The 21,026-nt window shown below is 34.2% G+C and carries 22 protein-coding genes; 5 read left to right on the plus strand and 17 right to left on the minus strand.

The features are described 5' to 3' along the window. Nucleotides 1-62: 62 nt before the first annotated feature. Nucleotides 63-863 (minus strand): prepilin peptidase, encoded by an 801-nt coding sequence (locus tag SFT90_00125; GenBank protein ID MDX1948891.1) that lies wholly within the window; start codon nt 861-863, stop codon nt 63-65. Here SFT90_00125 and SFT90_00130 point away from each other — a divergent pair, their 5' ends adjacent. After that, complete coding sequence (locus SFT90_00130) at nt 864-1,166, plus strand: FliM/FliN family flagellar motor switch protein (GenBank protein ID MDX1948892.1); 303 nt, start codon at nt 864-866, stop codon at nt 1,164-1,166. A gap of 14 nt (nt 1,167-1,180) precedes the next feature. Here the strand turns inward: SFT90_00130 and SFT90_00135 are convergent, their stop codons facing one another. The 6 genes from SFT90_00135 to SFT90_00160 all read right to left on the minus strand — a co-directional run bounded on the left by SFT90_00135 (nt 1,181) and on the right by SFT90_00160 (nt 7,113). Then, nucleotides 1,181-2,416 (minus strand): FAD-dependent oxidoreductase, encoded by a 1,236-nt coding sequence (locus tag SFT90_00135; protein ID MDX1948893.1) that lies wholly within the window; start codon nt 2,414-2,416, stop codon nt 1,181-1,183. A gap of 4 nt (nt 2,417-2,420) precedes the next feature. Continuing rightward, nucleotides 2,421-3,479, minus strand: coding sequence for a HAMP domain-containing sensor histidine kinase (locus SFT90_00140; GenBank protein MDX1948894.1), 1,059 nt, complete (start codon nt 3,477-3,479; stop codon nt 2,421-2,423). Between the two features lie 2 nt (nt 3,480-3,481). Beyond that, the gene (locus SFT90_00145; protein ID MDX1948895.1) at nt 3,482-4,171 is read right to left on the minus strand and encodes a response regulator transcription factor; all 690 of its coding nucleotides are present in this window, start codon (nt 4,169-4,171) and stop codon (nt 3,482-3,484) included. Between the two features lie 260 nt (nt 4,172-4,431). Further along, complete coding sequence (locus SFT90_00150) at nt 4,432-5,496, minus strand: saccharopine dehydrogenase C-terminal domain-containing protein (protein MDX1948896.1); 1,065 nt, start codon at nt 5,494-5,496, stop codon at nt 4,432-4,434. Continuing rightward, nucleotides 5,493-6,770, minus strand: a complete 1,278-nt coding sequence (locus SFT90_00155; protein ID MDX1948897.1) for a DUF1338 family protein — start codon at nt 6,768-6,770, stop codon at nt 5,493-5,495. The genes SFT90_00150 and SFT90_00155 overlap by 4 nt, the downstream gene beginning before the upstream one ends. Nucleotide 6,771: 1 nt before the next feature. Beyond that, a complete protein-coding gene (locus tag SFT90_00160) occupies nt 6,772-7,113 on the minus strand; it encodes a hypothetical protein (GenBank protein MDX1948898.1) in 342 nt (113 codons plus the stop codon). A gap of 64 nt (nt 7,114-7,177) precedes the next feature. Here SFT90_00160 and SFT90_00165 point away from each other — a divergent pair, with 64 nt between their 5' ends. Genes SFT90_00165 through SFT90_00175 form a run of 3 tightly spaced genes read left to right on the plus strand, consistent with a single transcriptional unit; the run spans nt 7,178 to nt 10,297 of the window. Then, nucleotides 7,178-8,143, plus strand: a complete 966-nt coding sequence (locus SFT90_00165; protein MDX1948899.1) for a cytochrome-c peroxidase — start codon at nt 7,178-7,180, stop codon at nt 8,141-8,143. Continuing rightward, nucleotides 8,143-9,126: a porphobilinogen synthase gene (gene hemB, locus SFT90_00170; GenBank protein ID MDX1948900.1), complete on the plus strand. Its 984-nt coding sequence runs from the start codon at nt 8,143-8,145 to the stop codon at nt 9,124-9,126. The genes SFT90_00165 and hemB overlap by 1 nt, the downstream gene beginning before the upstream one ends. Then, a complete protein-coding gene (locus SFT90_00175; GenBank protein MDX1948901.1) occupies nt 9,119-10,297 on the plus strand; it encodes an SEL1-like repeat protein in 1,179 nt (392 codons plus the stop codon). Before hemB ends, SFT90_00175 begins: the two co-directional genes overlap by 8 nt. Nucleotides 10,298-10,394: 97 nt before the next feature. Here SFT90_00175 and ccoG read toward each other — a convergent pair whose 3' ends face one another. The 8 genes from ccoG to SFT90_00215 form a co-directional block, all read right to left on the minus strand. Beyond that, nucleotides 10,395-11,819 (minus strand): cytochrome c oxidase accessory protein CcoG, encoded by a 1,425-nt coding sequence (gene ccoG, locus SFT90_00180; protein ID MDX1948902.1) that lies wholly within the window; start codon nt 11,817-11,819, stop codon nt 10,395-10,397. Nucleotides 11,820-12,198: 379 nt separating this feature from the next. Then, nucleotides 12,199-13,086 carry a cytochrome-c oxidase, cbb3-type subunit III gene (gene ccoP / locus SFT90_00185; GenBank protein ID MDX1948903.1) on the minus strand — a complete coding sequence of 296 codons (888 nt, stop codon included), beginning with the start codon at nt 13,084-13,086 and terminating at the stop codon, nt 12,199-12,201. Continuing rightward, on the minus strand, nt 13,083-13,229 hold the full coding sequence (locus tag SFT90_00190; GenBank protein ID MDX1948904.1) for a cbb3-type cytochrome c oxidase subunit 3: 147 nt from the start codon (nt 13,227-13,229) through the stop codon (nt 13,083-13,085). Before SFT90_00190 ends, ccoP begins: the two co-directional genes overlap by 4 nt. 42 nt (nt 13,230-13,271) lie before the next feature. Then, nucleotides 13,272-13,991 (minus strand): cytochrome-c oxidase, cbb3-type subunit II, encoded by a 720-nt coding sequence (ccoO, locus tag SFT90_00195; protein ID MDX1948905.1) that lies wholly within the window; start codon nt 13,989-13,991, stop codon nt 13,272-13,274. Nucleotides 13,992-14,062: 71 nt separating this feature from the next. Then, the gene (gene ccoN / locus SFT90_00200) at nt 14,063-15,472 is read right to left on the minus strand and encodes a cytochrome-c oxidase, cbb3-type subunit I (protein ID MDX1948906.1); all 1,410 of its coding nucleotides are present in this window, start codon (nt 15,470-15,472) and stop codon (nt 14,063-14,065) included. Between the two features lie 7 nt (nt 15,473-15,479). Beyond that, on the minus strand, nt 15,480-16,220 hold the full coding sequence (locus SFT90_00205; GenBank protein ID MDX1948907.1) for a sulfite exporter TauE/SafE family protein: 741 nt from the start codon (nt 16,218-16,220) through the stop codon (nt 15,480-15,482). A 105-nt stretch (nt 16,221-16,325) separates the two neighbouring features. Further along, complete coding sequence (locus SFT90_00210; protein MDX1948908.1) at nt 16,326-16,967, minus strand: OmpW family outer membrane protein; 642 nt, start codon at nt 16,965-16,967, stop codon at nt 16,326-16,328. Nucleotides 16,968-17,030: 63 nt separating this feature from the next. Beyond that, nucleotides 17,031-18,239 carry a PAS domain-containing protein gene (locus tag SFT90_00215; protein MDX1948909.1) on the minus strand — a complete coding sequence of 403 codons (1,209 nt, stop codon included), beginning with the start codon at nt 18,237-18,239 and terminating at the stop codon, nt 17,031-17,033. Nucleotides 18,240-18,346: 107 nt separating this feature from the next. Here SFT90_00215 and SFT90_00220 point away from each other — a divergent pair, with 107 nt between their 5' ends. Next, the gene (locus tag SFT90_00220; protein ID MDX1948910.1) at nt 18,347-19,048 is read left to right on the plus strand and encodes a Crp/Fnr family transcriptional regulator; all 702 of its coding nucleotides are present in this window, start codon (nt 18,347-18,349) and stop codon (nt 19,046-19,048) included. A gap of 9 nt (nt 19,049-19,057) precedes the next feature. Here the strand turns inward: SFT90_00220 and SFT90_00225 are convergent, their stop codons facing one another. Both SFT90_00225 and SFT90_00230 read right to left on the minus strand, forming a co-directional pair. Beyond that, nucleotides 19,058-19,885: a universal stress protein gene (locus SFT90_00225; GenBank protein ID MDX1948911.1), complete on the minus strand. Its 828-nt coding sequence runs from the start codon at nt 19,883-19,885 to the stop codon at nt 19,058-19,060. A gap of 102 nt (nt 19,886-19,987) precedes the next feature. Beyond that, on the minus strand, nt 19,988-20,989 hold the full coding sequence (locus SFT90_00230) for a pyruvate dehydrogenase complex E1 component subunit beta (protein MDX1948912.1): 1,002 nt from the start codon (nt 20,987-20,989) through the stop codon (nt 19,988-19,990). Between the last annotated feature and the right edge of the window lie 37 nt (nt 20,990-21,026).

Genomic DNA, 21,026 nt, shown 5'->3' on the forward strand with positions numbered 1-21,026 from the left:
TTTTTTCATTAAAGATTAATACAGATTAATACTTTTTTATACTGAAGTGCAATAATTATTTATCAATTTAGATTTTGTATTAAAAAATAATTTAACCAATTTGTAATTTGAGGAAAAATAACACACAATAATAATGCAAATGATAGACAAGGGCCAAAAGGAAAAATTTCAGATTTCTTAAATAATCGCCAGAAAATTGCGAGAATTAACCCTGAAAAACCAGAAAGAAATAGATAAATTGGAAGTAATTCAATTGACAAAAAAGCCCCGCTAGCAAGGAATAATTTAACATCACCTAAGCCAAGCCCCTCTCGCTTTTTCCATAAAAAAACACTCCATCTTAGCAACAAAGAAATTCCCAAATAAGTAAAGCAATTAATTGCAAAATCTGAAATTTCTAAATTATTTACATATGAATTTATTGCACCTAGAACGAATATAAAAATATTAACCTCATCTGGGATAATATAATGTTCAAAATCAATTGCTGATAAAATGATTATTGCAAATGCGAGAAAGCCTGTAATTAAAGCTTCAGGAATTGTTAAAAAGTAAAAAGAAATGAAAAAACTTATCGCAACTAATGCTTCAATAATAAAATAGGTAAAGCCATATTTAGTGCCGCAATACCTGCATTTTCCACGGCTTATTATATATGAAAAAATCGGGATTAAATCTAAAACTCCAAGTTTATGATTGCAAATTGTGCATTCTGATCTTTTTGAAACCCAATTTATATCTCTTGGTAATCTATAAATTAAAGCAGTTGCAAAACTGCCCATTATAGCACCAAAAATGGTTATAATGCCCAGAAATAAAAATCTCTCTTGAGTTAAAAATTCTGTAAAATAAGATATATTCATATGTCAGAAAATAATACAGAAAATCCTCAAGCTGAAAATAATTCTGAAGAAAATCTTGCTCAAAAATTGAAAGGTTTTTCAGATTTGATGCTTAATTGCCAAGTTCTTCTTGGGAAGATTAGGATTCCCGTTGCACAATTTTTAAGGCTTAGTAGGGGGAGTATTATTGAGCTTCCTATGAAAAAAGCTGATTCCGTTTCAGTTCTCGTAAATAATAAAAAAGTTGCTGATGCAGATATTGTAATAAAAGGAGATAATATTGCAGTTGAAGTAATTAAAGCATACAAAAAACCTAGGGTTTAGATAATTTGACGACACTATCTAATAATCTTCTTACAAACATTAACCGCTGAGGAATAACCATCTTCGTGGAAGCCATATTTTAAGTATGCACCACAATAATAGCTATTGTTTTTCCCTTGTATTTCCTCAATTTTCTCTTGTGCTTGTATGGCTTTTTCATCAAATACTGGGTGTTCAAAAATATATTCATCATAAATTTTATTTTCTGCTGGCCTAATTTTTGAGTTAAGAGTAATAATAATTGGAGTTTTAGTTTTAAGGTTTTGCAATCTGTTCATCCAGTAACTAAGCGAAACATTTTTTTCATTATCACATTTTTCTTGGCTTAGATAAACCCAGCTACTCCAAGCGTTTTTATTTTTAGGCATAAAATTTTCATCAGAATGAACGATAATTTTATTAGGTTGATATTTTATCGCACCGATTAAATTTACTTCATCTTCGCTTGGGTTTTCAAGCATTTTAATAGCTTGATCAGAATGGCAGGCAAAAATTACTTTATCAAAAATATATTCATTATTTTGAGTATCAATAATTTTTATTTTTTCTCCACGAATAACTTTTTTAACACCGCAAGAAATTTTTATTTTATCAGAAAAACCAGCAGTTAATTTCTTTACATATTCACGGCTTCCGCCAGTAACTGTGAACCATTGTGGTTGATCATTAATGGTTAGCAAGCCATGATTTTCAAAGAACCTAATAAAGCTTTTAGCTGGATAATCTAGCATTGCTGAAATAGGTGTACTCCAAATTGCACCTCCCATTGCGAGTAAATAATAATCTCTAAACCATTTGCCAAGTTTGAGTTCAGAAAGGCATTCACCAAGTGATAAATTGGAGTTTAAGTAGTTTTTTGCTTTGCGATTAAACTTCAAAATATCGTAAAGCATTTTATAAAATTGCAGGCGGAAAAAATTTTTTTTCTGTGCGAAAATCGCTTTTGGCTTTGGCGTTCCATATTCTAAAAAACCATTCGCGATAGAAACTCCAAAAGACATATCGGTTTTTTCAACCGCTACATTTAGCTCGTCAAATAATTTAGTTAGGTTAGGATAATTTCTATAGTTGAAAACTATAAAACCAGTATCAACAGGGGTTTTTACGCTGTCAATATCAAGTTCAATAGTTCTGCTGTGGCCACCAATATAATCATTTTTTTCAAAAATAGTGATGTCATAACCATTTTTATTTAAGAGGTATCCAGCACCCAAGCCGGAAATTCCAGCCCCAATTATCGCAATTTTCATATAGTTAATTTTTAGGAAGTTGAATTTTTGTAACTAGTCCATTTGGAATATTATCCGCAACAGAAATTTTGCCTTTATGCAAATTTATAACTGCTTTAACAAGGCTTAATCCGAGGCCGTTTCCCTTAGAGGTTCTGCTGGCTTCGGTGCGGTAAAACCTATCAAATATTTTCTCTTTTTCAAAATCATTTACACCAATTCCAGTATCAGAAATTGCGATATAAATATTAGTTTTATCATGCGAAAGATTAATTCCAATAACACCATTTTCTGGTGTAAATTTTATGGAATTATCAATAATATTGGCAAGGGCTTGAAATAGCAAATCTTTATCAGCTAAAAAATTTATGCTCAGTAAATTTGAGTTTATTTTGATGCTTTTTTCTTGTGCAATAGGTTCGTAAAGTTCAATCACATCATAGATTAAATTTTCTAAATTAGTTAACTCAAAATTACTAAGTCTTTTGCCCTTTTCAATGTTACTAATTCTTAAAATTGCGTTGAAGGTTTGAAGTAAATTATCAGCTTCTTTAATTAATTTATTTGCGAGTTTTGGGTTTTCGGTGGTGAGCTTAAAATTCTCCAAATCGTTTCTAAGCCTTGCTAATGGAGTTCTTAAATCATGAGCAATATTATCAGAAACTTGCTTCACATCGCTTACAAGGTTTTCAATTGTTTCAAGCATCTCATTAAGAACAAAGGAGAGATTACTTAAATCATCCCATTTATTATCAATAGAAATTCTGCCAGATAAATCGCCAGTTACCATAATTTTTCCGGCAGTTTTAGCGATTATATTTATTCTATTAACAACGAAAACGCTTAAGAAAAAACTTATAACTGCAACTAAAAACATTAGGAAAATACTAACACCACCAAGGCATAAAATTTGGTTATAAATTTCTGCACTTATCGCAACTTTATCCTCTGAAATATATTCACCTTTAGAATAACTATAGATAAAATATCCAAGAATTATAGCGGAAAGCCCCAATATTATGGTAAACAAAACCGCCATTTTGAAGCTGGAGCTGTGATAATATTTTCTATTAGAATATGGCACGATTAGGCGACAATTTCATCATCAATTTTGAAGCCAACGCCACGAATAGTTTTTATTAGAGGCTTTGCAAAGCCTGCGTCTATCTTATTTCTAAGGCGGCTCATATGAACATCAATTATATTTGTTTGTGGATCAAAATTATATTCCCAAACATTTTCAAGAAGCATTGTTCTTGTAACAATTTGCCCTTTATTTTTTAGAAGATACTCAAGAAGCTTGAATTCTCTAGCTTGTAAGTCAATCGCTTTGCCAGCACGAATTACATTTCTTGAGATTAAATCAACTGATAAATCATCAAGTGTTAGATTAGTTTGCCTTTCTTTTGTGAAATTATTATTTCTTCTATTAAGGCTTTCTACCCTTGCCAGAAGCTCATCAAAAGAGAATGGTTTTGCAAGATAATCATCGCCGCCAGCACGAAGCCCAGTAACTTTTGCATCAATATCCCCCAATGCACTAAGTATCAAAATTGGGGTGGAAACATTATTTTCTCTAAGGTTTTTGATTATAGAAAGCCCATCTAACTCAGGCAACATTCTATCAGTGATTATAACATCATATTTATCGGATTTTCCTTTTTCAAGGCCGGTTTTGCCATTGTCGCAAATATCAATTTTGTGACCAAAGTCATTGAAGCCTTTTTTGATAAAGCTACAGATATTTTTATCATCTTCAATTAAAAGTAACTTCATTTTCTGCCTATATTTAAGTTTTAATAACTTATATAATATATTGAATTTTCAGCAAATTTATTTTTTGTAATGAAAATAAGAAGATGATTATAATTATAGATTTTATAGCCTTTATGCCGATTTCCACTAAATTTCACCCCGCATTTATTGCGGGGTTAATGGTTGAAAGTTTTTCTAAGGCTCAAGTTAAGAGCTTGTTTTTATGGTTAACCCCGTGACAAGCACGGGGTGACAATTTTTGAATAATTAACTGATATTGCTTAACTATAATAACTCCCACTCTTAGTTTTTAAGAATTCTTGAAGGTCAATTTCCTCTTGTTTTATAAAGCCTTTTTTAGCAAGTTTACCTTTTGCAACCATTTCTATCACGGAAACTATAGAGCAAGCGGTTGTCCAAGAGATTGCTCGCCATTCTTTGCCTGCAATAAATTTTGGATAATAAGCCCGCACAAATTCATCACGATATAATTCTTTCTTCTGCGATTTATTTTTATAACCTTCAACAGAGGCGTGAACATAAACCACATCATCATTTACAGGCGGTTTGGCATTGACCAAAATTTCGCCAGCGAGTTTGCGATTTTCCTTCATTAGTAATTCGTGAAAGTAAAATTTCATCAATTTCATATGGTCGGGGTATCGCATAGTTTTATAGTTTAGGCTTTTAACCTTGCCTTTGAAGGTTTCGCACATTGTGCCAAGGCCGCCTGAAGTTGTAAAGGCTTCTAATATTTTGCCATCAATTACGATTTTTTCTTTATCTTGCATCGCTGGAACATTTTTGATTTCGCCATCTTGAATGACTTGGCAATCATTGAGATATTCATTCACAACGCCTTCCGCTGACCAATTAAAAGCATAGCCCAAATCACCCTTTGGGGATTGCGGTAATGCACCAACACGAAGTTCTATTGAACGAATTTCAGAAAAGTTTTTAGCAAGTGATGCCCCTACAATACCAATAAATCCAGGGGCTAGGCCACATTGCGGGGCAACTACTGAATTTGCATTTTTCGCAAGTTTTATAGCGTGATTTGTAGTTGGAACATCTTCCGTTAAATCAAAATAATGGATTTTATTTGCAACTGCAAAATCAATAACTTTCTTATTGAGATTATAAGGCAAGCAAGAAACTATCGCATCAAAGCCTTTAAGATTTTTGGCGATTTCTGATTGGTTTGAAACATCAAGGGGCTTAGTTTGAAATTGCAAATCATCTCGCTTTGCACGATCAAAGCCAGTAACTTGAAACCCAACTTTCTTGGTAAGCTCTGCAACTAAAGTTCCAACTTTTCCTAAACCTAAAACTGCTATTTTTTTCATATATTTGACTCCATTTTATACAATTCATCGCTCTCAATAATTTTCTTTTCCATTAGAGATTCTAGAAGTTCTTTGGTGTATTTTGGTTTGTTTTCACCTTCAGATTTTGTGCCATATTGATTGAGGTTTGAGGCAAAAATTGCCGCTGCACTAACTGGCAGGAAATCTTCATATCTAATTGGGCTACCATCTTTCCGATAATATGCAAGCCCTGCTGATTTAAGCTCTGCGTGGTTATCAGGGATTTTTGCAAAGCATTTTGCATATTCATTTACATATTCAGAGTAATTTTCTTTCGCTAGTTTTGCAGGCATTTTTTCAGCTTCCGCAAGACATTCATCATATAATTTTCTACCTTTGGGGGTAACTGCAACGCCCCTTTGCTCAATTTCACCAAAACGAGCAGTGTGAGTTGCGATATTTGAACTGCCGTCTAGGTTTGAAAATTCAACTTGCTCATCAAGTGCTTTATAGGAAGTCTGCCTTAGTAATATCAAGGCTTTCCGTGCGGGAGGCCCTTCAATCACATCTTTCATTCCCTTGTGATTTAGCCCACTATATTCTGTGCCAAGGCGTTTTATCATCTCTGCTTGAAGTGCATCAATATCAAGGGTATTGGGGGTTAAGTGGTTTAGATGCGGATTTGGAAAACAAGAAATATCGGCTGCAATATTCACTTTTTTTGCAATTAAATGTTTATATAAATCATAATTTTTTGCTTTGCCACGCCAGCTAAAAAGATTGATTGCCTCAGAGTAAAATTCATTTGCTTGGGTTTCTGAAAGCTCATTTTCTTTTTCAGAAATTTCTATTAATTTTACAAGATTATCAGAAAATATTTTTCTATCTTTCAAATTTTCTTCAACAGCTTTTTGGGTTTCAGGATCAAAATAATTCGTCATTAAAAGGGAGCAAAATATTCTGTGATCCGCATTTTTCAGGGGGCGAAAAGCGGTTGAAATAACTGGTTGACTTTTCGCACCTGCATCTGCGAGATTATAAAAATTGACAGGTTGCATATCAAGGCAGTTGAAAAATCTCGCCATTAATTGCATTTCTTCTGGCTTGCCGAGCCTAATTGCACCGTGCCTCTCCGCACTTAAATTTTCAAGTTCTTCATCAGAAATTTTGAGATTATTTTCTTGTGAAATTTTTTTGTTTACATCGCGATTAGTTTCAAGGAGCTTATCATAAAGTGGAACTTCCTTCGCATACATCTCAGAAAGCCTTGCAAAAAGCTTTTTACGAAGAATGTTTTTTGAAATTTTTTGCATATTATTTTGAAATATATATGTGGCTTGGTCTTTCTAACTGAGATGAAATCAATTTTGCGTCATCGGATTTTTTGTTTTCGCAAGCAAACTGATGAATTTCTTCAGAACTAAATGGATTTTTGGCATTTCCGCCTTTGTAATTTGCGAATTTCCCATAACTTTTACAATGCTCTAAAGCCATTTCCATTGCTTCTGCTGTTAATGTTGGAACTTCATCGTAGGCGTTGTATCTTATTGAAATAAAATTTTCTGTTGCAAAATGTTTCTTGGGTAGTGAGGGTGAACAAGAAATTAAAATTAGTAATATTGGAAACAAAATACTTTTTTTATAAAATTTATTCATATTGAAAATATTTATATGATTGATAATGTGATTATAAATTAATTAAAATTAAAATGTAAGTGGTATGAAAAAATTATTTTTATCAATATTTTGTTCGCTGTGTGTTGTAACTTCCGCTTATTCGCAAGATGATACAGAAATTAAGCCAATTCCAAATAAGGTTGAATATAATAAAGAAAAAGCTGAGCTTGGTAAAAAACTCTATCATGATACTTTACTTTCAGCTGATGGAACAATTTCTTGTGCTTCTTGCCATATGTTGCATAAAGGTGGGGTTGATAATTTGCAGGTTTCAAAGGGTATAAAAGGTCAGAAAGGTGGGATGAATTCTCCAAGTGTTTATAATTCTGCTAATAATTTTGTGCAGTTTTGGGATGGCAGAGCCAAAAACCTTGAGGAGCAAGCCTTAGGCCCTGTTGAAAACCCCGTTGAAATGGGCGATAAATGGGAAAATGTTGTAAAAAAAGTTTCTGCAAATGCAGAATATAAAAAATCTTTTGATAAAATTTACGCTGGAAAAGTTACAAAAGAAAATATCGCAAATGCAATTGCTGAGTTTGAAAAAACGCTCATCACACCAGATTCAAAATTTGATAAATTCTTGAAAGGAAATAAAAATGCCCTTACTTTTCAAGAGAAAAGAGGCTATCAACTTTTCCAAGATTATGGTTGTACAACTTGCCATAATGGCACTTATCTTGGCGGAAATTCATATCAAACTATGAACGAGGAATATTTCAAAGATAGAGGAAATATTACTTCAAATGATTATGGCAGGTTTAACGTTACTAAAGATGAGGCGGATAAATATTCTTTCAAAGTTCCATCGCTCAGAAATGTTGATTTAACTGCGCCTTACTTCCATGATGGTAATGTGAAAACACTAGATGAGGCAGTGAAATTAATGGGTAAATATCAACTTGGTGTTGAATTAAAGCCTGATGAAATTAAAGCTATTTCTGCTTTCTTAAAAACTCTAACAGGCAAATATGAAGGTGTTGATTTAGATAAAGTTAAGGAAGTGAAATAGTGTTAAAACCTAGAAGATTAAGAAGTAGCCAAGCGATTAGAAATCTTGTGCAGGAAACCAGAATTTCGGTAGATGATTTAATTCTGCCTATTTTTACTTGCGATAAAAATTCCGCTTCTGAAAAAATTAAATCTCTGCCTGATGTTTATAGGCTTGGGTTTAAAGAGTTAAAAGCTCAAATTAAGAAAGCTGAAAGGCTTGGCGTTAACGCGGTAATTCTATTTCCATATATAGAACAAATGCATAAAGATGAAAATGCATCTCATGCATTAAGTAAAAATAATTATCTTCTAAAATATATTGCGGAGTGCAAAAAGACTTCCCCTAAAACCCTTGTGATTGCTGATGTAGCTTTAGACCCTTATACAATTTCTGGCCATGATGGGTTGCTCAATAAAAAAGGTGAAGTTGATAATGATTTAACTTGTGAAATCCTCGCAAAGCAGGCGGTTTTATTAGCGGAGGCAGGTGCGGATATTATTTCGCCCTCAGATATGATGGACGGCAGAGTTGCAGTAATTCGTAGAGCTTTAGATGAAAATGGCTTTTCAAATATTCCAATAATTTCATACACGGCGAAATATGCTTCAAACCTTTATACGCCGTTTAGAGAGGCTATAGGCAGCGATAAAAACCTCAAAAAAGCTAATAAAAAAACTTATCAAATGAACCCTGCAAATTGCAGAGAAGCAATTTTAGAGGCTCAGCTTGATTGCTTGGAAGGAGCGGATATTCTAATGGTCAAGCCAGCAATTTTTTATTTGGATATAATAAAAGAATTAAAAAATAGATTTAATATTCCAATTTTTGCTTATCAAGTTAGTGGTGAATATGCGATGCTAAAAAATTTCGCAGGCGAAAATAAAGAATTATTTGAAAATATTCTTTTAGAATCTATTTTAAGCATCAAAAGGGCAGGTGCTAATTCCATAATTACTTATGGAGCGATTGAAATTGCTGAATATATAAAAAATAATGAATAAAATTTTTCAAATAATAATTTTTAGCTGTTTTTTTATTGCAGAAAATTCTTTTGCGCAGCTAAGAATTCCAAAATCTGAAAAGCAATTGGCAGACCCCCAAATGGCTGAGAATTCCGAGGTGCAGGAGTTTAATAAAAATCTAATGATTGATGAATATTCTGATTTTAAGCCAATTTCAAAAACAAGTTTTGAGGACAAGAAAACTGAGGCAATTCAAAATGATGACGCATTAAATATGTTTATTATTGGGCAGATGTATTTAGGTGGCATAAATACTGAGCAAGATTATAAGCAAGCAAAGGAGTGGTTTAAGCTATCTGCGGATTTGGGCAATTCAGATGCGATGCTTCAGCTTTCAAGATTAATGATTTTGGATAAAAATATTTCAGGGCTAGAGATGGAGCCGGACTCAGCAAAAATTTATTTAGAAAAAGCAGTTAGAGCCAGAAATTCTAAGGCTTATATGGAAATTGGCAGGCTTTATGAAATTGGTTATTTATATAATCACAACCCCCAAAAAGCGATTAAATTTTATCAACTAGCTGCACAAGCTGGAAATGTGAATGCTTATGCAAAATTGGCTTCCATCTTCCTTTTTGGTAGGGGTGTTGAGAAAGATTTGAAGGTCGCGGTAAATTATTTAAGGCTTCTTAAAAAAACTTCTAAAGATGAAAATATTATCAAGCAAGCCAATGATTATCTTGCGAATATTTATTTTGATATTGCTTTAACGCTTCCAAATGGAAATACAAAATTTCAATTTTTTATGTTGGCTTGGGATCACGGAAATAAAAAGGCAGGCGATGCAATAGGTGAGATGTATTACAAAGGGGCTGGCATTGGTAAAGATTATTTGCGTGCGAAAGAATGGTTTGAAAAATCTGCCGCTTTGGAGAGTGCTTTTGCTTATGAAAAACTAGGTATGATGTATGTTGAAGCACCGGGGGATATTGAAAGGGATTACACAAAGGCAATGGATAATTTTCAAAAAGCTGCTAGGCTTGGAAGCTCAAGGGGTGCATATATGATTGGTTATTTATATGAAAATGGCTTGGGAGTTCCCAAAGATGAAAATCAAGCGACAATGTGGCGAACACGCTCTGAAACGCTTAGAAAAAGAGCAGGGGATTCCTATAATAGGAAAATTGAAGATACTACCGCGAAGTTTTAATTAGGGGAGTTGGGGGTTTAATATCCTAGATTATTAGGGTAGGTTTTGGTTTCTCTTTAGTCAACCCCGAACTTGTTGCGGGGATGACAATCGAAGTTTAATATCTATCGCTAATAGAGATTGAAGTATTTTTGTCTTGATAACCTGATTTTAATTCTGTGATTTTGAAATCAATATCTTTTCGGCTTTGAGGTTGCTTTTTGGCAGTAACAAAAACCCTAAATTCTGCAACTGAATTAGCCAAAACTTTTATTTTTGATGGCTTGATTTTAGAAGCGGATTGTATTTTTAGAGACTTATATTTCAAGCCTTCAATTTCCAATTTATAATATTTATCATAATGAGTTTTATTGAGGATTTTTATTGTGTAAGTATTTCTTATTGAGCCATCTGAAAGTAGCACAAATAAAGGGCTTCTATCGTGAATAGTATGAATTTCGTGAAGGCTTCTATTAAGAAGTGCATATAAAATTAAGCCACAAACAAAGGATAGTAAGATTGAATAAATGATTGTTCTAGGGCGAATAAACCTGAATTTAGGTGGTATACCTAGTTTTGCTCTCTGCATATTTCTTTCAGTGTCATATCTGATTAAACCGCGTGGTTGGTTAATCATATCCATTGTTTCGTTGCAAGCATCAACGCACAAGCCACAAGCGATGCACTCCATCTGTAAGCCTTCCCTGATATCAATTCCAGCGGGGCAGACATTAACGCACTTCATGCAGGAAATACAATGCCCCCTGCCTTCCATTGAATCGCCTTGCTTATATTTACCTCTTGGCTCGCCCCTTTGTTTATCATAAGTGATGATAAGGCTATCTTTATCAAACATTGCAGATTGAAACCTAGCATAAGGACACATAAAATTGCAAACTTGCTCTCTTGCAAAGCCAGCCATTAGATAGGTTGAGAAAGTGAGGGCGAGTATCCACCCCCATATAGCAAAGGGAACATCAAGGTGGATAATGTGATCAAAAAGGGTGGGGGCATCATTGAAATAAAACACCCAAGCACCACCCGTCATAAGCCCAATTAACAGCCAAATTATATGGGTTAGAGTTTTCTTCCAGATTTTCTTGAAGTTGATTTTGCCATCTTGAAAAAGCTTTTGTTTATCAAGTGCCATTCTATCGTTGCGGTTGCCTTGCACTATGCGTTCAACCCAGATGAAGAAATCCGTCCAGATAGTTTGAAAGCAGAAATAACCGCACCAAACCCGCCCAAACATTGAGGTTACAAAGAAAAGTCCAAGTGCTGCGACGATTAAAATTCCAGTGAGTATGTAAACTTCTTGCGGCCATATCTCAAACATAAAAAAATAACCCCTGCGATTTGCCATATCTATAAGAATGGCCTGATCTGGGGCGTGTGGTCCTCTTTCCCATCTAAGCCATGGGGCGAAGTAATATACAATTAAAGCGATAATTGTTATCACCCATTTTATTTTGCGATATCTTCCCCAAACTCTTTGGGGATAAATTTTCTTCTTTTTCTCAAAATATGTGATGGTTGATGTCATTTATTGGGTGTATTGATTTTGTATAAAATATACATAGTGTTTTTGGAGTGTCTGCAAAAATGCAGAGATTTTCAAGTTCAATTTAATATTTGTATTCAGTATATTATATCAAATTCTCTGCAAAAATGCAGATAACTTAAAAGTTGAATAAATTTTATTTTTGTGGCTAATCTATAATTTTTTCTGCTGAAAAAGGCAGTGTTCATTAATCATAGATTTTAACATCCTAAACACCAATTGTCACCCCGCATTTATTGCGGGGTAAACCATAAAGTAACCACAAAACTTAGTTTTAGAAGAGCTTTCAACCATTAACCCCGCAATAAATGCGGGGTGACATTCAGCGAAAAACTAACTACAATCAACTATCAAACATAAACTATTTTCCACCACCTAGTGAGTGAACATAAATAGTTAGAAGCTTAATTTGGCTTTCGGTGAGTCTTCCCTCCCATTTTGGCATTTTACCCATTTTAGCATTATAAATATATTGCGGAAGCTCTTCCTTAGGATTTTTTATTTTGAGCCATATCGCATCAGAGATATTTGGAGCGCCAAAATCGGCATTGCCTTCACCTTTATTGCCATGACAGGAAGCACAATTATACTCAAAAATTTCAGCACCTTGAGCAAGATATTCAGCTTTCTTATTTTTATTCATTTTAGAAAGTGAAAGGACATAATTTGCAACTTTTTCAATATCTTCCCTTGCAAGAACGCCATCTTTACCAAAGGCAGGCATTGCGGAATCTCTAGTTTCTCCATCATTAGACATTCTAACGCCATGTTTTATTGTGTGAGAAATTGCATCAAATGAACCACCCCAAAGCCAATCATCATCATTTAAGTTAGGATAGTTCAATGCACCTGCTCCACCAGTTTGGTGGCAGGTTGCACAATTATCTTTGAAGATAATTTCACCAGCATTTTTAGCAAATTGAAATAATTCATCAGATTTCCTGATTTCTTCTAAAGATAGTTCTTCAACTTTTGATAAATATTTCTTTTTTCTATCAGTTATTTCTTTTTGTTCGTCAGCTAGTTTTTTATATTGCGTCCAGCCAAAGGTTCCAATTGTAGCATCTTTGATAGTTGGCCAAGATGGATAAACTATCCAATAGCCAACACCCCAAACTATTGTAACTATAAATACAATCAACCACCAACGAGGCATTGGGTTATTAAGCTCCTTTAAGCCGTCCCACTCATGACCTGTGGTTTCAACACCAGAATGTTTATCAATTTCTTTTTTCTTATCGTTATTCATTTATCCTCCATAGGAAGTTTAGCAATTTCTTCAAATTTCTTCTTATTTTTAGGCCTGAAAGCATAAAAAACCGCAATCGCAAAAATTATGACAAAAAATATCAAAGAGAAAATTTTATAATTTATAATTTCTTGTTCGGACATATCTGTTAGTTAATGGTTTATGGTGCTTTACTATCAACAAAATTACTCCCCTTTCTTATAATTTTTCAAATCTGCGAATGTGCCGAGTGCTTGAAGGTAAGCAACTAATGCGTCAAACTCAGAAACTAAATTAGGGTTACCATCAAAATCACGAACATTTATATTTGTGCCATAACCGCTAGTTAAACTTGAAGCGTCAGCCTCAGCGGAAGCCTGCTTGATTGCATCATTATAAGCATTTTCAATCATTTCATCGCTATACGGAACGCCAAGAAGTTTTAGGGCTTTCATTTGCTTGCCAACTTCGGATAAATCAACGCCTCTATCATGCATAAAAGCATAAGCTGGCATTATAGATTCAGGCACTAAATCACGAGGGTTTGTGAGGTGTTCAACTTGCCACTCATCAGAATATTTACCGCCAACACGAGCTAGGTCTGGCCCTGTTCTTTTTGAACCCCATTGGAATGGGTGATCATATTTACTTTCACTTGCTAGGGAATAATGGCCGTATCTTTCAACTTCATCACGAATTGGGCGGATTTGCTGGCTGTGGCAGTTGTAACAACCTTCACGGATATAGATATTATAACCTGCAAGCTCAAGCGGAGTGTAAGGGCGAACGCCTTCCACCTTTTCGTGAGTTACCTCAAGGCGGAATAATGGAACAATTTCAACCAAGCCGCCAATTGATACTACTATCACTATAAAAATGAGAAGTAGAATTGAGTTTTTCTCTAATTTTTCGTGTTTTGAAAGCATTTTTTCTTATTTGTTTTGTTATTATTTCCAACCATTACCCCGCAACAAGTGCTGGGTGACAAGTTGTTATTTTAATCTCTAACCTCAAGCTCTTTGCTAGTTATGGTTTTATAGACATTGTAAACCATAATTAGCATACCAGCGATATAGAGTAACCCACCTAAAGCTCTGATTATATAATAAGGGTGCATTGCCATAACGGTTTCAACGAAAGAATATTCAAGCAAGCCATATTCGTTATAGCTTCGCCACATCAAGCCCTGCATAATGCCCGCAACCCACATTGCTGTGATGTAAAGAACGATACCAATTGTCGCAACCCAAAGGTGAGTGTTGACTAATTTATCAGAATATAGGCCTTTCTTATTCCACAAAACTGGCACAAGATGATATAATGCACCCATTGTGATAAACCCAACCCAACCTAGTGCGCCGCTGTGAACATGCCCGATTGTCCAATCTGTGTAGTGAGAAAGTGCATTAACCGCTTTGATGGACATTAAAGGCCCTTCAAAAGTGCTCATTCCATAAAATGCGAGGGAGATAATCATAAATCTCAAAACGGCATCTTCACGAAGTTTATTCCAAGCACCTGAGAGAGTCATAACGCCGTTAATCATACCGCCCCAAGAAGGCATCCAGAGGATAATTGAGAATGTCATTCCCAATGTTTGCGCCCAATCTGGCAGAGATGTATAAAGCAAATGGTGAGGCCCTGCCCAAATATAAATAAATATTAAAGACCAAAAATGCACAATTGATAATCTATAAGAATAAACTGGCCTTTCAGCACGCTTAGGAACGAAATAATACATAATGCCTAAGAAGCCCGCAGTTAAGAAAAAGCCAACTGCATTATGACCATACCACCATTGAATAAGAGCAGATTGCACGCCACCCCAAACCGGCACAGATTTAATTGATGTTACTGAAAGCGGAATTGTTAATGCGTTAATTATGTGAAGAACTGCAACCGTTACAATGAAGGCTAAATAAAACCAGTTTGCTACATAGATGTGTGGCTCTTTGCGGTTCTTGAGTGTCATCAAGAAAACAATTAAATAAGCAACCCAAACAACGCATAACCATAAATCTGCATACCATTCTGGTTCTGCATATTCTTTACCTTGCGTTACGCCGAATAAATAGCCTAAACCTGCCATTAATATGAATGCTTGATAGCCCCAGAAGGTAAATTCTGCCCATTTATCCCCCCAAAGCCTAGCTTTTGATGTTCTTTGCACCACAAAATAACTGGTGGCAAAAAGTGCATTTCCGCCGAAAGCGAATATCACCGCTGATGTGTGAAGTGGCCTAAGCCTGCCGAATGTAAGATATTCTGCAAAATTAAGCTCAGGAAATGCCATTTGAAGTGCAATAATCAAGCCAACTAAAAAGCCTGCAACACCCCAAAATATTGTAGCGATAGTAAATTTTTTAACGATATCGTAATTATAAAAAGTTTCTTTCTGTGAAATCATTTTTTACCTATTTTTCAAAATGGTTCATAATAATAAAAATCAAAAACACGCAATTGACAAACATCAAATATGGTGAATATTTTTTTATATCTGTTCTAAATTTTTTAACAAAAAAGCCGATTCCGTAATTGCTTAAAGTCAAGGGAATGAAAGTTCCCACCCCAAAAGCAAATAGAGAGAGTGCACCTGTGATAAAATCACCACTTGAAGCTGAAGCTATAAAAGCTGCATATAAAAAAGCACAAGGCAGAAAACCCATCAAAACCCCAAAAATGAAGGAGTTATTGTGAGTTTCCTTAGATAAAATTTTACTAGAGATTTTATCTATGAAATTTGTGAATTTATTAAATGAAAATAATCTTTGAATAGAAAATATATTAAAGGCTGAAATTATCATAATTATAATTGCGAGCGATAATATTATAACTCTAGCGATTTCAAAATATTGTTCAGATATTACTGAAACTGAAACCCAGCCAACAATTCCTCCGATAAGCGAGTAAGTTAAGATTCTGCCGAAATGGTATGAGAGTAGTAAGCTGTTATAAAATCTTTTTATTTCAGAAAATTCTTTTGATGATTTATCGAAGGAAAGTTTTTTAACCGATAACGCAAAAGTAAAAGGGCTACACATCATTGAGCAATGGCTGAAACCTCCAATCAAACCAGCAATAAACATTGCAAATAAAATCCCACCTTCAAGGCTGTATGAAGGCAAACAAAATAGATTTAATGAATGGTTATGCATTTAGTAAAGTTTTACAATACTTGCTAGAGCTGCTTAACTAATAATAATCAACCCCGCAACAAGTGCGGGGTGACATTCGTAATGGTGGAGAAAGATATTATAAAACTAAAATTTATAAGTTACACCAACGCCGAATACCCATGGGTCAAGGTCAACATCACCTCTAATAGCACCATTATTGATTGATACATCAGTGTTGAGATAAATTTTCTTAACATCAAGGTTTAAGCCCCAATGCTCATCATACATAAAATCTGAACCCATTTGTAGGGCATATCCAAAGCCATCTTCATATTCAACTCTATCAAGGCCAGCACCTTTCTCAACATCATAGAAGAAGGTATAATTAACACCTGCACCAACATATGGTTTAATTGTTTCGCAGATATCAAGGTGATATTGTGCTGTTAAAGTAGGAGGCAAAACATTAACTTTTCCTAAATCAACATAAGAACCAAGCGAAGAACCTTTTGCAGACATTTCGTGTTCAGTAGTTGCAAGGATTAATTCAAATGCAAAATTTCTATTTACGAAATAAGTTATATCTAACTCTGGAACTGTATCTGGTTCAGCATTAGCAGCACCGCCAATAGAAAGTGTTGAATCAGCATCGCCAGCATTAACTTGAATTGTTCTCAACCTAACTTGCCAAGGGTTGGAATAATCATTGCTAGTTTTTTCACCAGCAAAAGCCGAAGCGGAAATTAAAGAGGAGGAAATTAGCAGAGTAGATAAAAGTTTTTTCATATTATTAAAGATTAGTTGCGAGTTACAACTAACTCATTTCAAGCGGGGTTTAATTGATAAAAATCAAGAGAATGCTTGTTTTTTTGAAACTTGATTTACAAGAATATTAATATCGTAATCAACAGATTTATTAAGTGTTTCTATAATTTTTAGATTAGAGGAGATTTCTTTTTGAAGATTATCTAAATCAGACATTAATTCTAATAAACCTATTTTTTCTCCAACAACTCTGGAGCTTTCAACCTTCCCCATAACTTTAGTAACCTGCAAGCCAGAAGATAACATTTTTATATTAGAATAATCAGATTGAAATTTTTTTAGTAATCTTGAAACTTGGGAAAGGCTTGCAATTGCTTGTTCAAAGTAAGATTTTTCAATTTTTTCAAGTAGCTCAACTTCTATAATTTTTGAATTATCTTTTTCAGTTTCTGTTCTAAAAACTTGTAAAATTTCTTTCTGCACTAAAGTTGTAGAAACTAAGAATAACGCGTTATTTATTGAGTTAAAGACCTCTTGTGCGGAATCAAGAAATGAAATTATGCCCTTTTTAATTTCATTTGTAATTGAGTTATAATTATTCGCAATTACTGCAATGGTCTTACCTTCATCACCTAATTGTGCTGATTTTACTTGAAGGTTGAGCGGAATATAAGCCCCTCTTTGATACATCGTAAAAACATTTTTTGAATTTGAAAGTAAAGAGTTTGCAGATTTTATAACTTCTTCAAACCTAATAATTGCATCATCATTTGGAATGTTTAAGTTTGTATTGCGAGATTTAGTTTCAGCCGCAAGTGCTATAGCCATAAAATCTTCATAGCAAGAAAAACCAAACTCTTTAAGTTTGACTAATAAAATATTAGCAGATTTTTCAGGTGATAATTTTTCTGAAAATTCAATCTCAAGTAAATTTTTATATTCAGTTTTTATAATATCAAAAATCGCACTGCTTGGCTTTAGCCTAACAGAGAGGAAACCACCATCAACTGGTGTTACAATTGCAAAAACCCAGTAAAATTTGCCATCTTTTGCTTTGTTTTTTACATAAGCACCAATGGGCTTACCAGATTTTATGGTTTTCCAAAGTAACCAAAAAACCGCTTTTGGCATATCTTGGTGGCGAATAATATTGTGAGGTTTTTTAATTAATTCTGCCCATGAATATTGGCTAATACGCTGAAAAACATCATTTCCTGAGAGGATAATCCCTCGTTCATCAGTTCTTGAAAAAAATAATTCGTCAAAAGAAAATGGAGCTTCAAGATTATTCATTTTTATAAATTTAGGTAAAAACTTTGTATTATAATGTTTTTGAGTTGATTATTAATTGACCAAAATCAAGAATTTGATATTTATTCGTTAATAATATTATTATTGTTATGAACTTATTTGATAATGATTTATTTTCTGAAATTTCTTCCGATACAAAATTAAAATTTGAAAAGGCGGCAATTACGAAAGCTTGTAAAAAGGGTGAAATCATTTTTTTGCAAGAAGAAGATGCAAAATATTTTTATATAGTGAAATCTGGTTGGATTAAGCTATTTAGGGAAACTATAGATGGTGAAGAAGCAATTGTTGATGTTGTAACGGAAGGCCATATTTTTGGAAACCACTCTGCGTTTGATGAGCTAAAATATTCTTATAGTGCTGAAGCGGTTGAAAATGCAATTTTATATCAAATTCCAATTAGTTTAATAATTGATAATGTTTCATTGGATCAAAAATTTGCACTGAATTTTATTAAATTAATTTCAACCAAGCAAAAGAAAAATAGAAGGGAGATTGAGCATTTAACGGTGCAAACCGCTCCACAAAGAATAGGTTGTTTTTTGCTAAGGCTTTGTAATAAAAAAGATAATAAAAATGTTAAATTATTCCTGCCTTATGATAAATCTTTAATTGCCTCTAGGCTTGGAATGAAAGCGGAAACTTTCTCAAGGGCATTAACTAAGTTAAAAGAGGAAACTGGTATAATTATCAATGGCCCTTCAGTTATTATCCCCGATGTTTCAAGGCTTTCAACATATACTTGTAATGCTTGCTCTGATATTTACCCTTGCGAAGATGTTAAAGTTTAAGAACATTGCCTAATGCTTAAGCATTACTGGAATATTAGCATTTGCTAGGATAAATTTTGTTGCACCGCCTAAAACAATTTGCCTCATTTTGCTGTGAGTATAAGCCCCCATAACGATAAGATTTGCATTTCTTTTTTCAGCTTCGCTAAGAATTTCATCACCAACGCAACGATGAACTTTTGCAATATTTTTATGAATTGCAGTTATGTTATAGGTTGCTAAATAATCAAGCAAATCTTTAACTGATGACATATCTTTTTGTGATTCATCAATGGTTAAAATTACGATCTCTTTTGCTTTCTCTAAAAATGGAATTGCAGTTTTTACAGCCCCTGAAGCTCTAAAGCTTCCATCCCAAGCTATAATAATTCTTTCCATTCCAGAATAAACTTGGTTTTCGGGCATTAAAATAACAGGTCTACTAGTTTCAAAAAGGGCAGTTGCAACTACATTTTCAAAATCAATGCTGAATCTATCTATATCTTTATAGCACATAATAATATCAGTAAATTTGCCCCAATAAGCTACTATTTCTTTAGGATTGCCAATCTCTGAGCTAAATTTTAATTTACTAAAATTATGCTTATCAAAACTTTCTTTTATTTTATTTTGTGCAAGTTTTATATCTCTTTGAACGCTCTCTAAATATTTAGCATAAAGCCCCATAGTGCCTTCGCCTAAGTAATTTGAGATGGAGGGAACATCAGCCTCAGGGCAGAGCGTTAAGCATTTTGCGTTAAGGGAAAATTCCTCAGCTAAAGAATCAGCAAAAAATAAACTATCTAATTCCTGCTTCTCGCCAGCATATAAAACTGAAAGATTTTTTGGATTAGGCATAGATAATAGATTTTGATTTGGAATAATAGTAAATCAAAACCTAAAAAATATAATTGATTTTAATCAATAGTGTGGGGGTTATTTTTCCAATCAAAACTTGGTTTATTTACCCCTAAAGCAAGTTTTTTTAGCCGCTTTTATTATGTCTGCTACTTGCGGTAGGGCGAGTTTTTCAAGGTTGGCAGCGTAGGGTAGGGGAACATCAACCCCGCATACTCTTTCAACTGGTGCGTCTAGATAGTCAAATGCTTCTTCCATAATGGTTGAAGAAATTTCACTCGCAACGCCTGCAAAAGGCCAGCCTTCCTCAACGGAAACAAGGCGAGAGGTTTTCTTAACTGAGTTTATAATAGTTTCTTTATCTAGTGGGCGGATTGTTCTTAAATCTATAACTTCCGCAGAAATACCATCTTTTGCAAGTTCTTCAGCAGCTAGAAGTGCATTATCAACTTGCAGAGAAAACGCTGTGATTGTAACATCTGAGCCTTTTCTAACAATAGCTGCCTTGCCAATTTCAACAACAAAATCGCCTGAGTTGAATATTTCTTCCTCTGGAATGTCATAAGATTTTCCATAGGAAATTTCATTTTCCAAGAAAATTACAGGGTTAGGGTTTCTAATTGCTGCTTTGAGCAAACCCTTTGCAGAAGCCGAATCCCAAGGGGCAAGCACAATAAGCCCAGGGCAGTGGGCATACCAAGAGGCATAACACTGACTGTGTTGCGCACCCACACGAGCGGCTGCGCCATTAGGCCCTCTAAATACAATCGGGCAACGAACTTGACCGCCACTCATATAATTTGTTTTTGCTGCTGAATTGATAATTTGATCAATCGCTTGCATTCCAAAATTCCAAGTCATAAACTCCACAACTGGCTTTAAGCCTGCCATTGCAGAGCCAACTGCTATACCTGCAAAGCCGTGTTCAGTAATTGGGGTATCAATAACTCTTTTTTCACCAAATTCTTGAAGTAAACCTTCTGTAACCTTGTAAGCGCCTTGATATTCGGCAACTTCCTCACCCATAACATAAACATCTTTATCGCGACGCATTTCTTCAGCCATTGCATCTCTTAAAGCTACTCTAACGGTTTGTTTTGGCATAGTTTTATTTGTTAAATTTTAGTGATATTTATAATAT

Source organism: Rickettsiales bacterium (assembly GCA_033762595.1).
Classification (GTDB): domain Bacteria; phylum Pseudomonadota; class Alphaproteobacteria; order Rickettsiales; family UBA8987; genus JANPLD01.

What these genes read in the sequence shown, in the direction of transcription:
- SFT90_00125 (MDX1948891.1), bottom strand. Translation starts at nt 863, where the DNA reads ATGAATATATCTTATTTTACAGAATTTTTAACTCAAGAGAGATTTTTA.
- SFT90_00130 (MDX1948892.1), top strand. Translation starts at nt 864, where the DNA reads ATGTCAGAAAATAATACAGAAAATCCTCAAGCTGAAAATAATTCTGAA.
- SFT90_00135 (MDX1948893.1), bottom strand. Translation starts at nt 2,416, where the DNA reads ATGAAAATTGCGATAATTGGGGCTGGAATTTCCGGCTTGGGTGCTGGA.
- SFT90_00145 (MDX1948895.1), bottom strand. Translation starts at nt 4,171, where the DNA reads ATGAAGTTACTTTTAATTGAAGATGATAAAAATATCTGTAGCTTTATC.
- SFT90_00150 (MDX1948896.1), bottom strand. Translation starts at nt 5,496, where the DNA reads ATGAAAAAAATAGCAGTTTTAGGTTTAGGAAAAGTTGGAACTTTAGTT.
- SFT90_00155 (MDX1948897.1), bottom strand. Translation starts at nt 6,770, where the DNA reads ATGCAAAAAATTTCAAAAAACATTCTTCGTAAAAAGCTTTTTGCAAGG.
- SFT90_00160 (MDX1948898.1), bottom strand. Translation starts at nt 7,113, where the DNA reads ATGAATAAATTTTATAAAAAAAGTATTTTGTTTCCAATATTACTAATT.
- SFT90_00165 (MDX1948899.1), top strand. Translation starts at nt 7,178, where the DNA reads ATGAAAAAATTATTTTTATCAATATTTTGTTCGCTGTGTGTTGTAACT.
- SFT90_00175 (MDX1948901.1), top strand. Translation starts at nt 9,119, where the DNA reads ATGAATAAAATTTTTCAAATAATAATTTTTAGCTGTTTTTTTATTGCA.
- ccoG (MDX1948902.1), bottom strand. Translation starts at nt 11,819, where the DNA reads ATGACATCAACCATCACATATTTTGAGAAAAAGAAGAAAATTTATCCC.
- ccoP (MDX1948903.1), bottom strand. Translation starts at nt 13,086, where the DNA reads ATGAATAACGATAAGAAAAAAGAAATTGATAAACATTCTGGTGTTGAA.
- SFT90_00190 (MDX1948904.1), bottom strand. Translation starts at nt 13,229, where the DNA reads ATGTCCGAACAAGAAATTATAAATTATAAAATTTTCTCTTTGATATTT.
- ccoO (MDX1948905.1), bottom strand. Translation starts at nt 13,991, where the DNA reads ATGCTTTCAAAACACGAAAAATTAGAGAAAAACTCAATTCTACTTCTC.
- ccoN (MDX1948906.1), bottom strand. Translation starts at nt 15,472, where the DNA reads ATGATTTCACAGAAAGAAACTTTTTATAATTACGATATCGTTAAAAAA.
- SFT90_00205 (MDX1948907.1), bottom strand. Translation starts at nt 16,220, where the DNA reads ATGCATAACCATTCATTAAATCTATTTTGTTTGCCTTCATACAGCCTT.
- SFT90_00210 (MDX1948908.1), bottom strand. Translation starts at nt 16,967, where the DNA reads ATGAAAAAACTTTTATCTACTCTGCTAATTTCCTCCTCTTTAATTTCC.
- SFT90_00215 (MDX1948909.1), bottom strand. Translation starts at nt 18,239, where the DNA reads ATGAATAATCTTGAAGCTCCATTTTCTTTTGACGAATTATTTTTTTCA.
- SFT90_00220 (MDX1948910.1), top strand. Translation starts at nt 18,347, where the DNA reads ATGAACTTATTTGATAATGATTTATTTTCTGAAATTTCTTCCGATACA.
- SFT90_00225 (MDX1948911.1), bottom strand. Translation starts at nt 19,885, where the DNA reads ATGCCTAATCCAAAAAATCTTTCAGTTTTATATGCTGGCGAGAAGCAG.
- SFT90_00230 (MDX1948912.1), bottom strand. Translation starts at nt 20,989, where the DNA reads ATGCCAAAACAAACCGTTAGAGTAGCTTTAAGAGATGCAATGGCTGAA.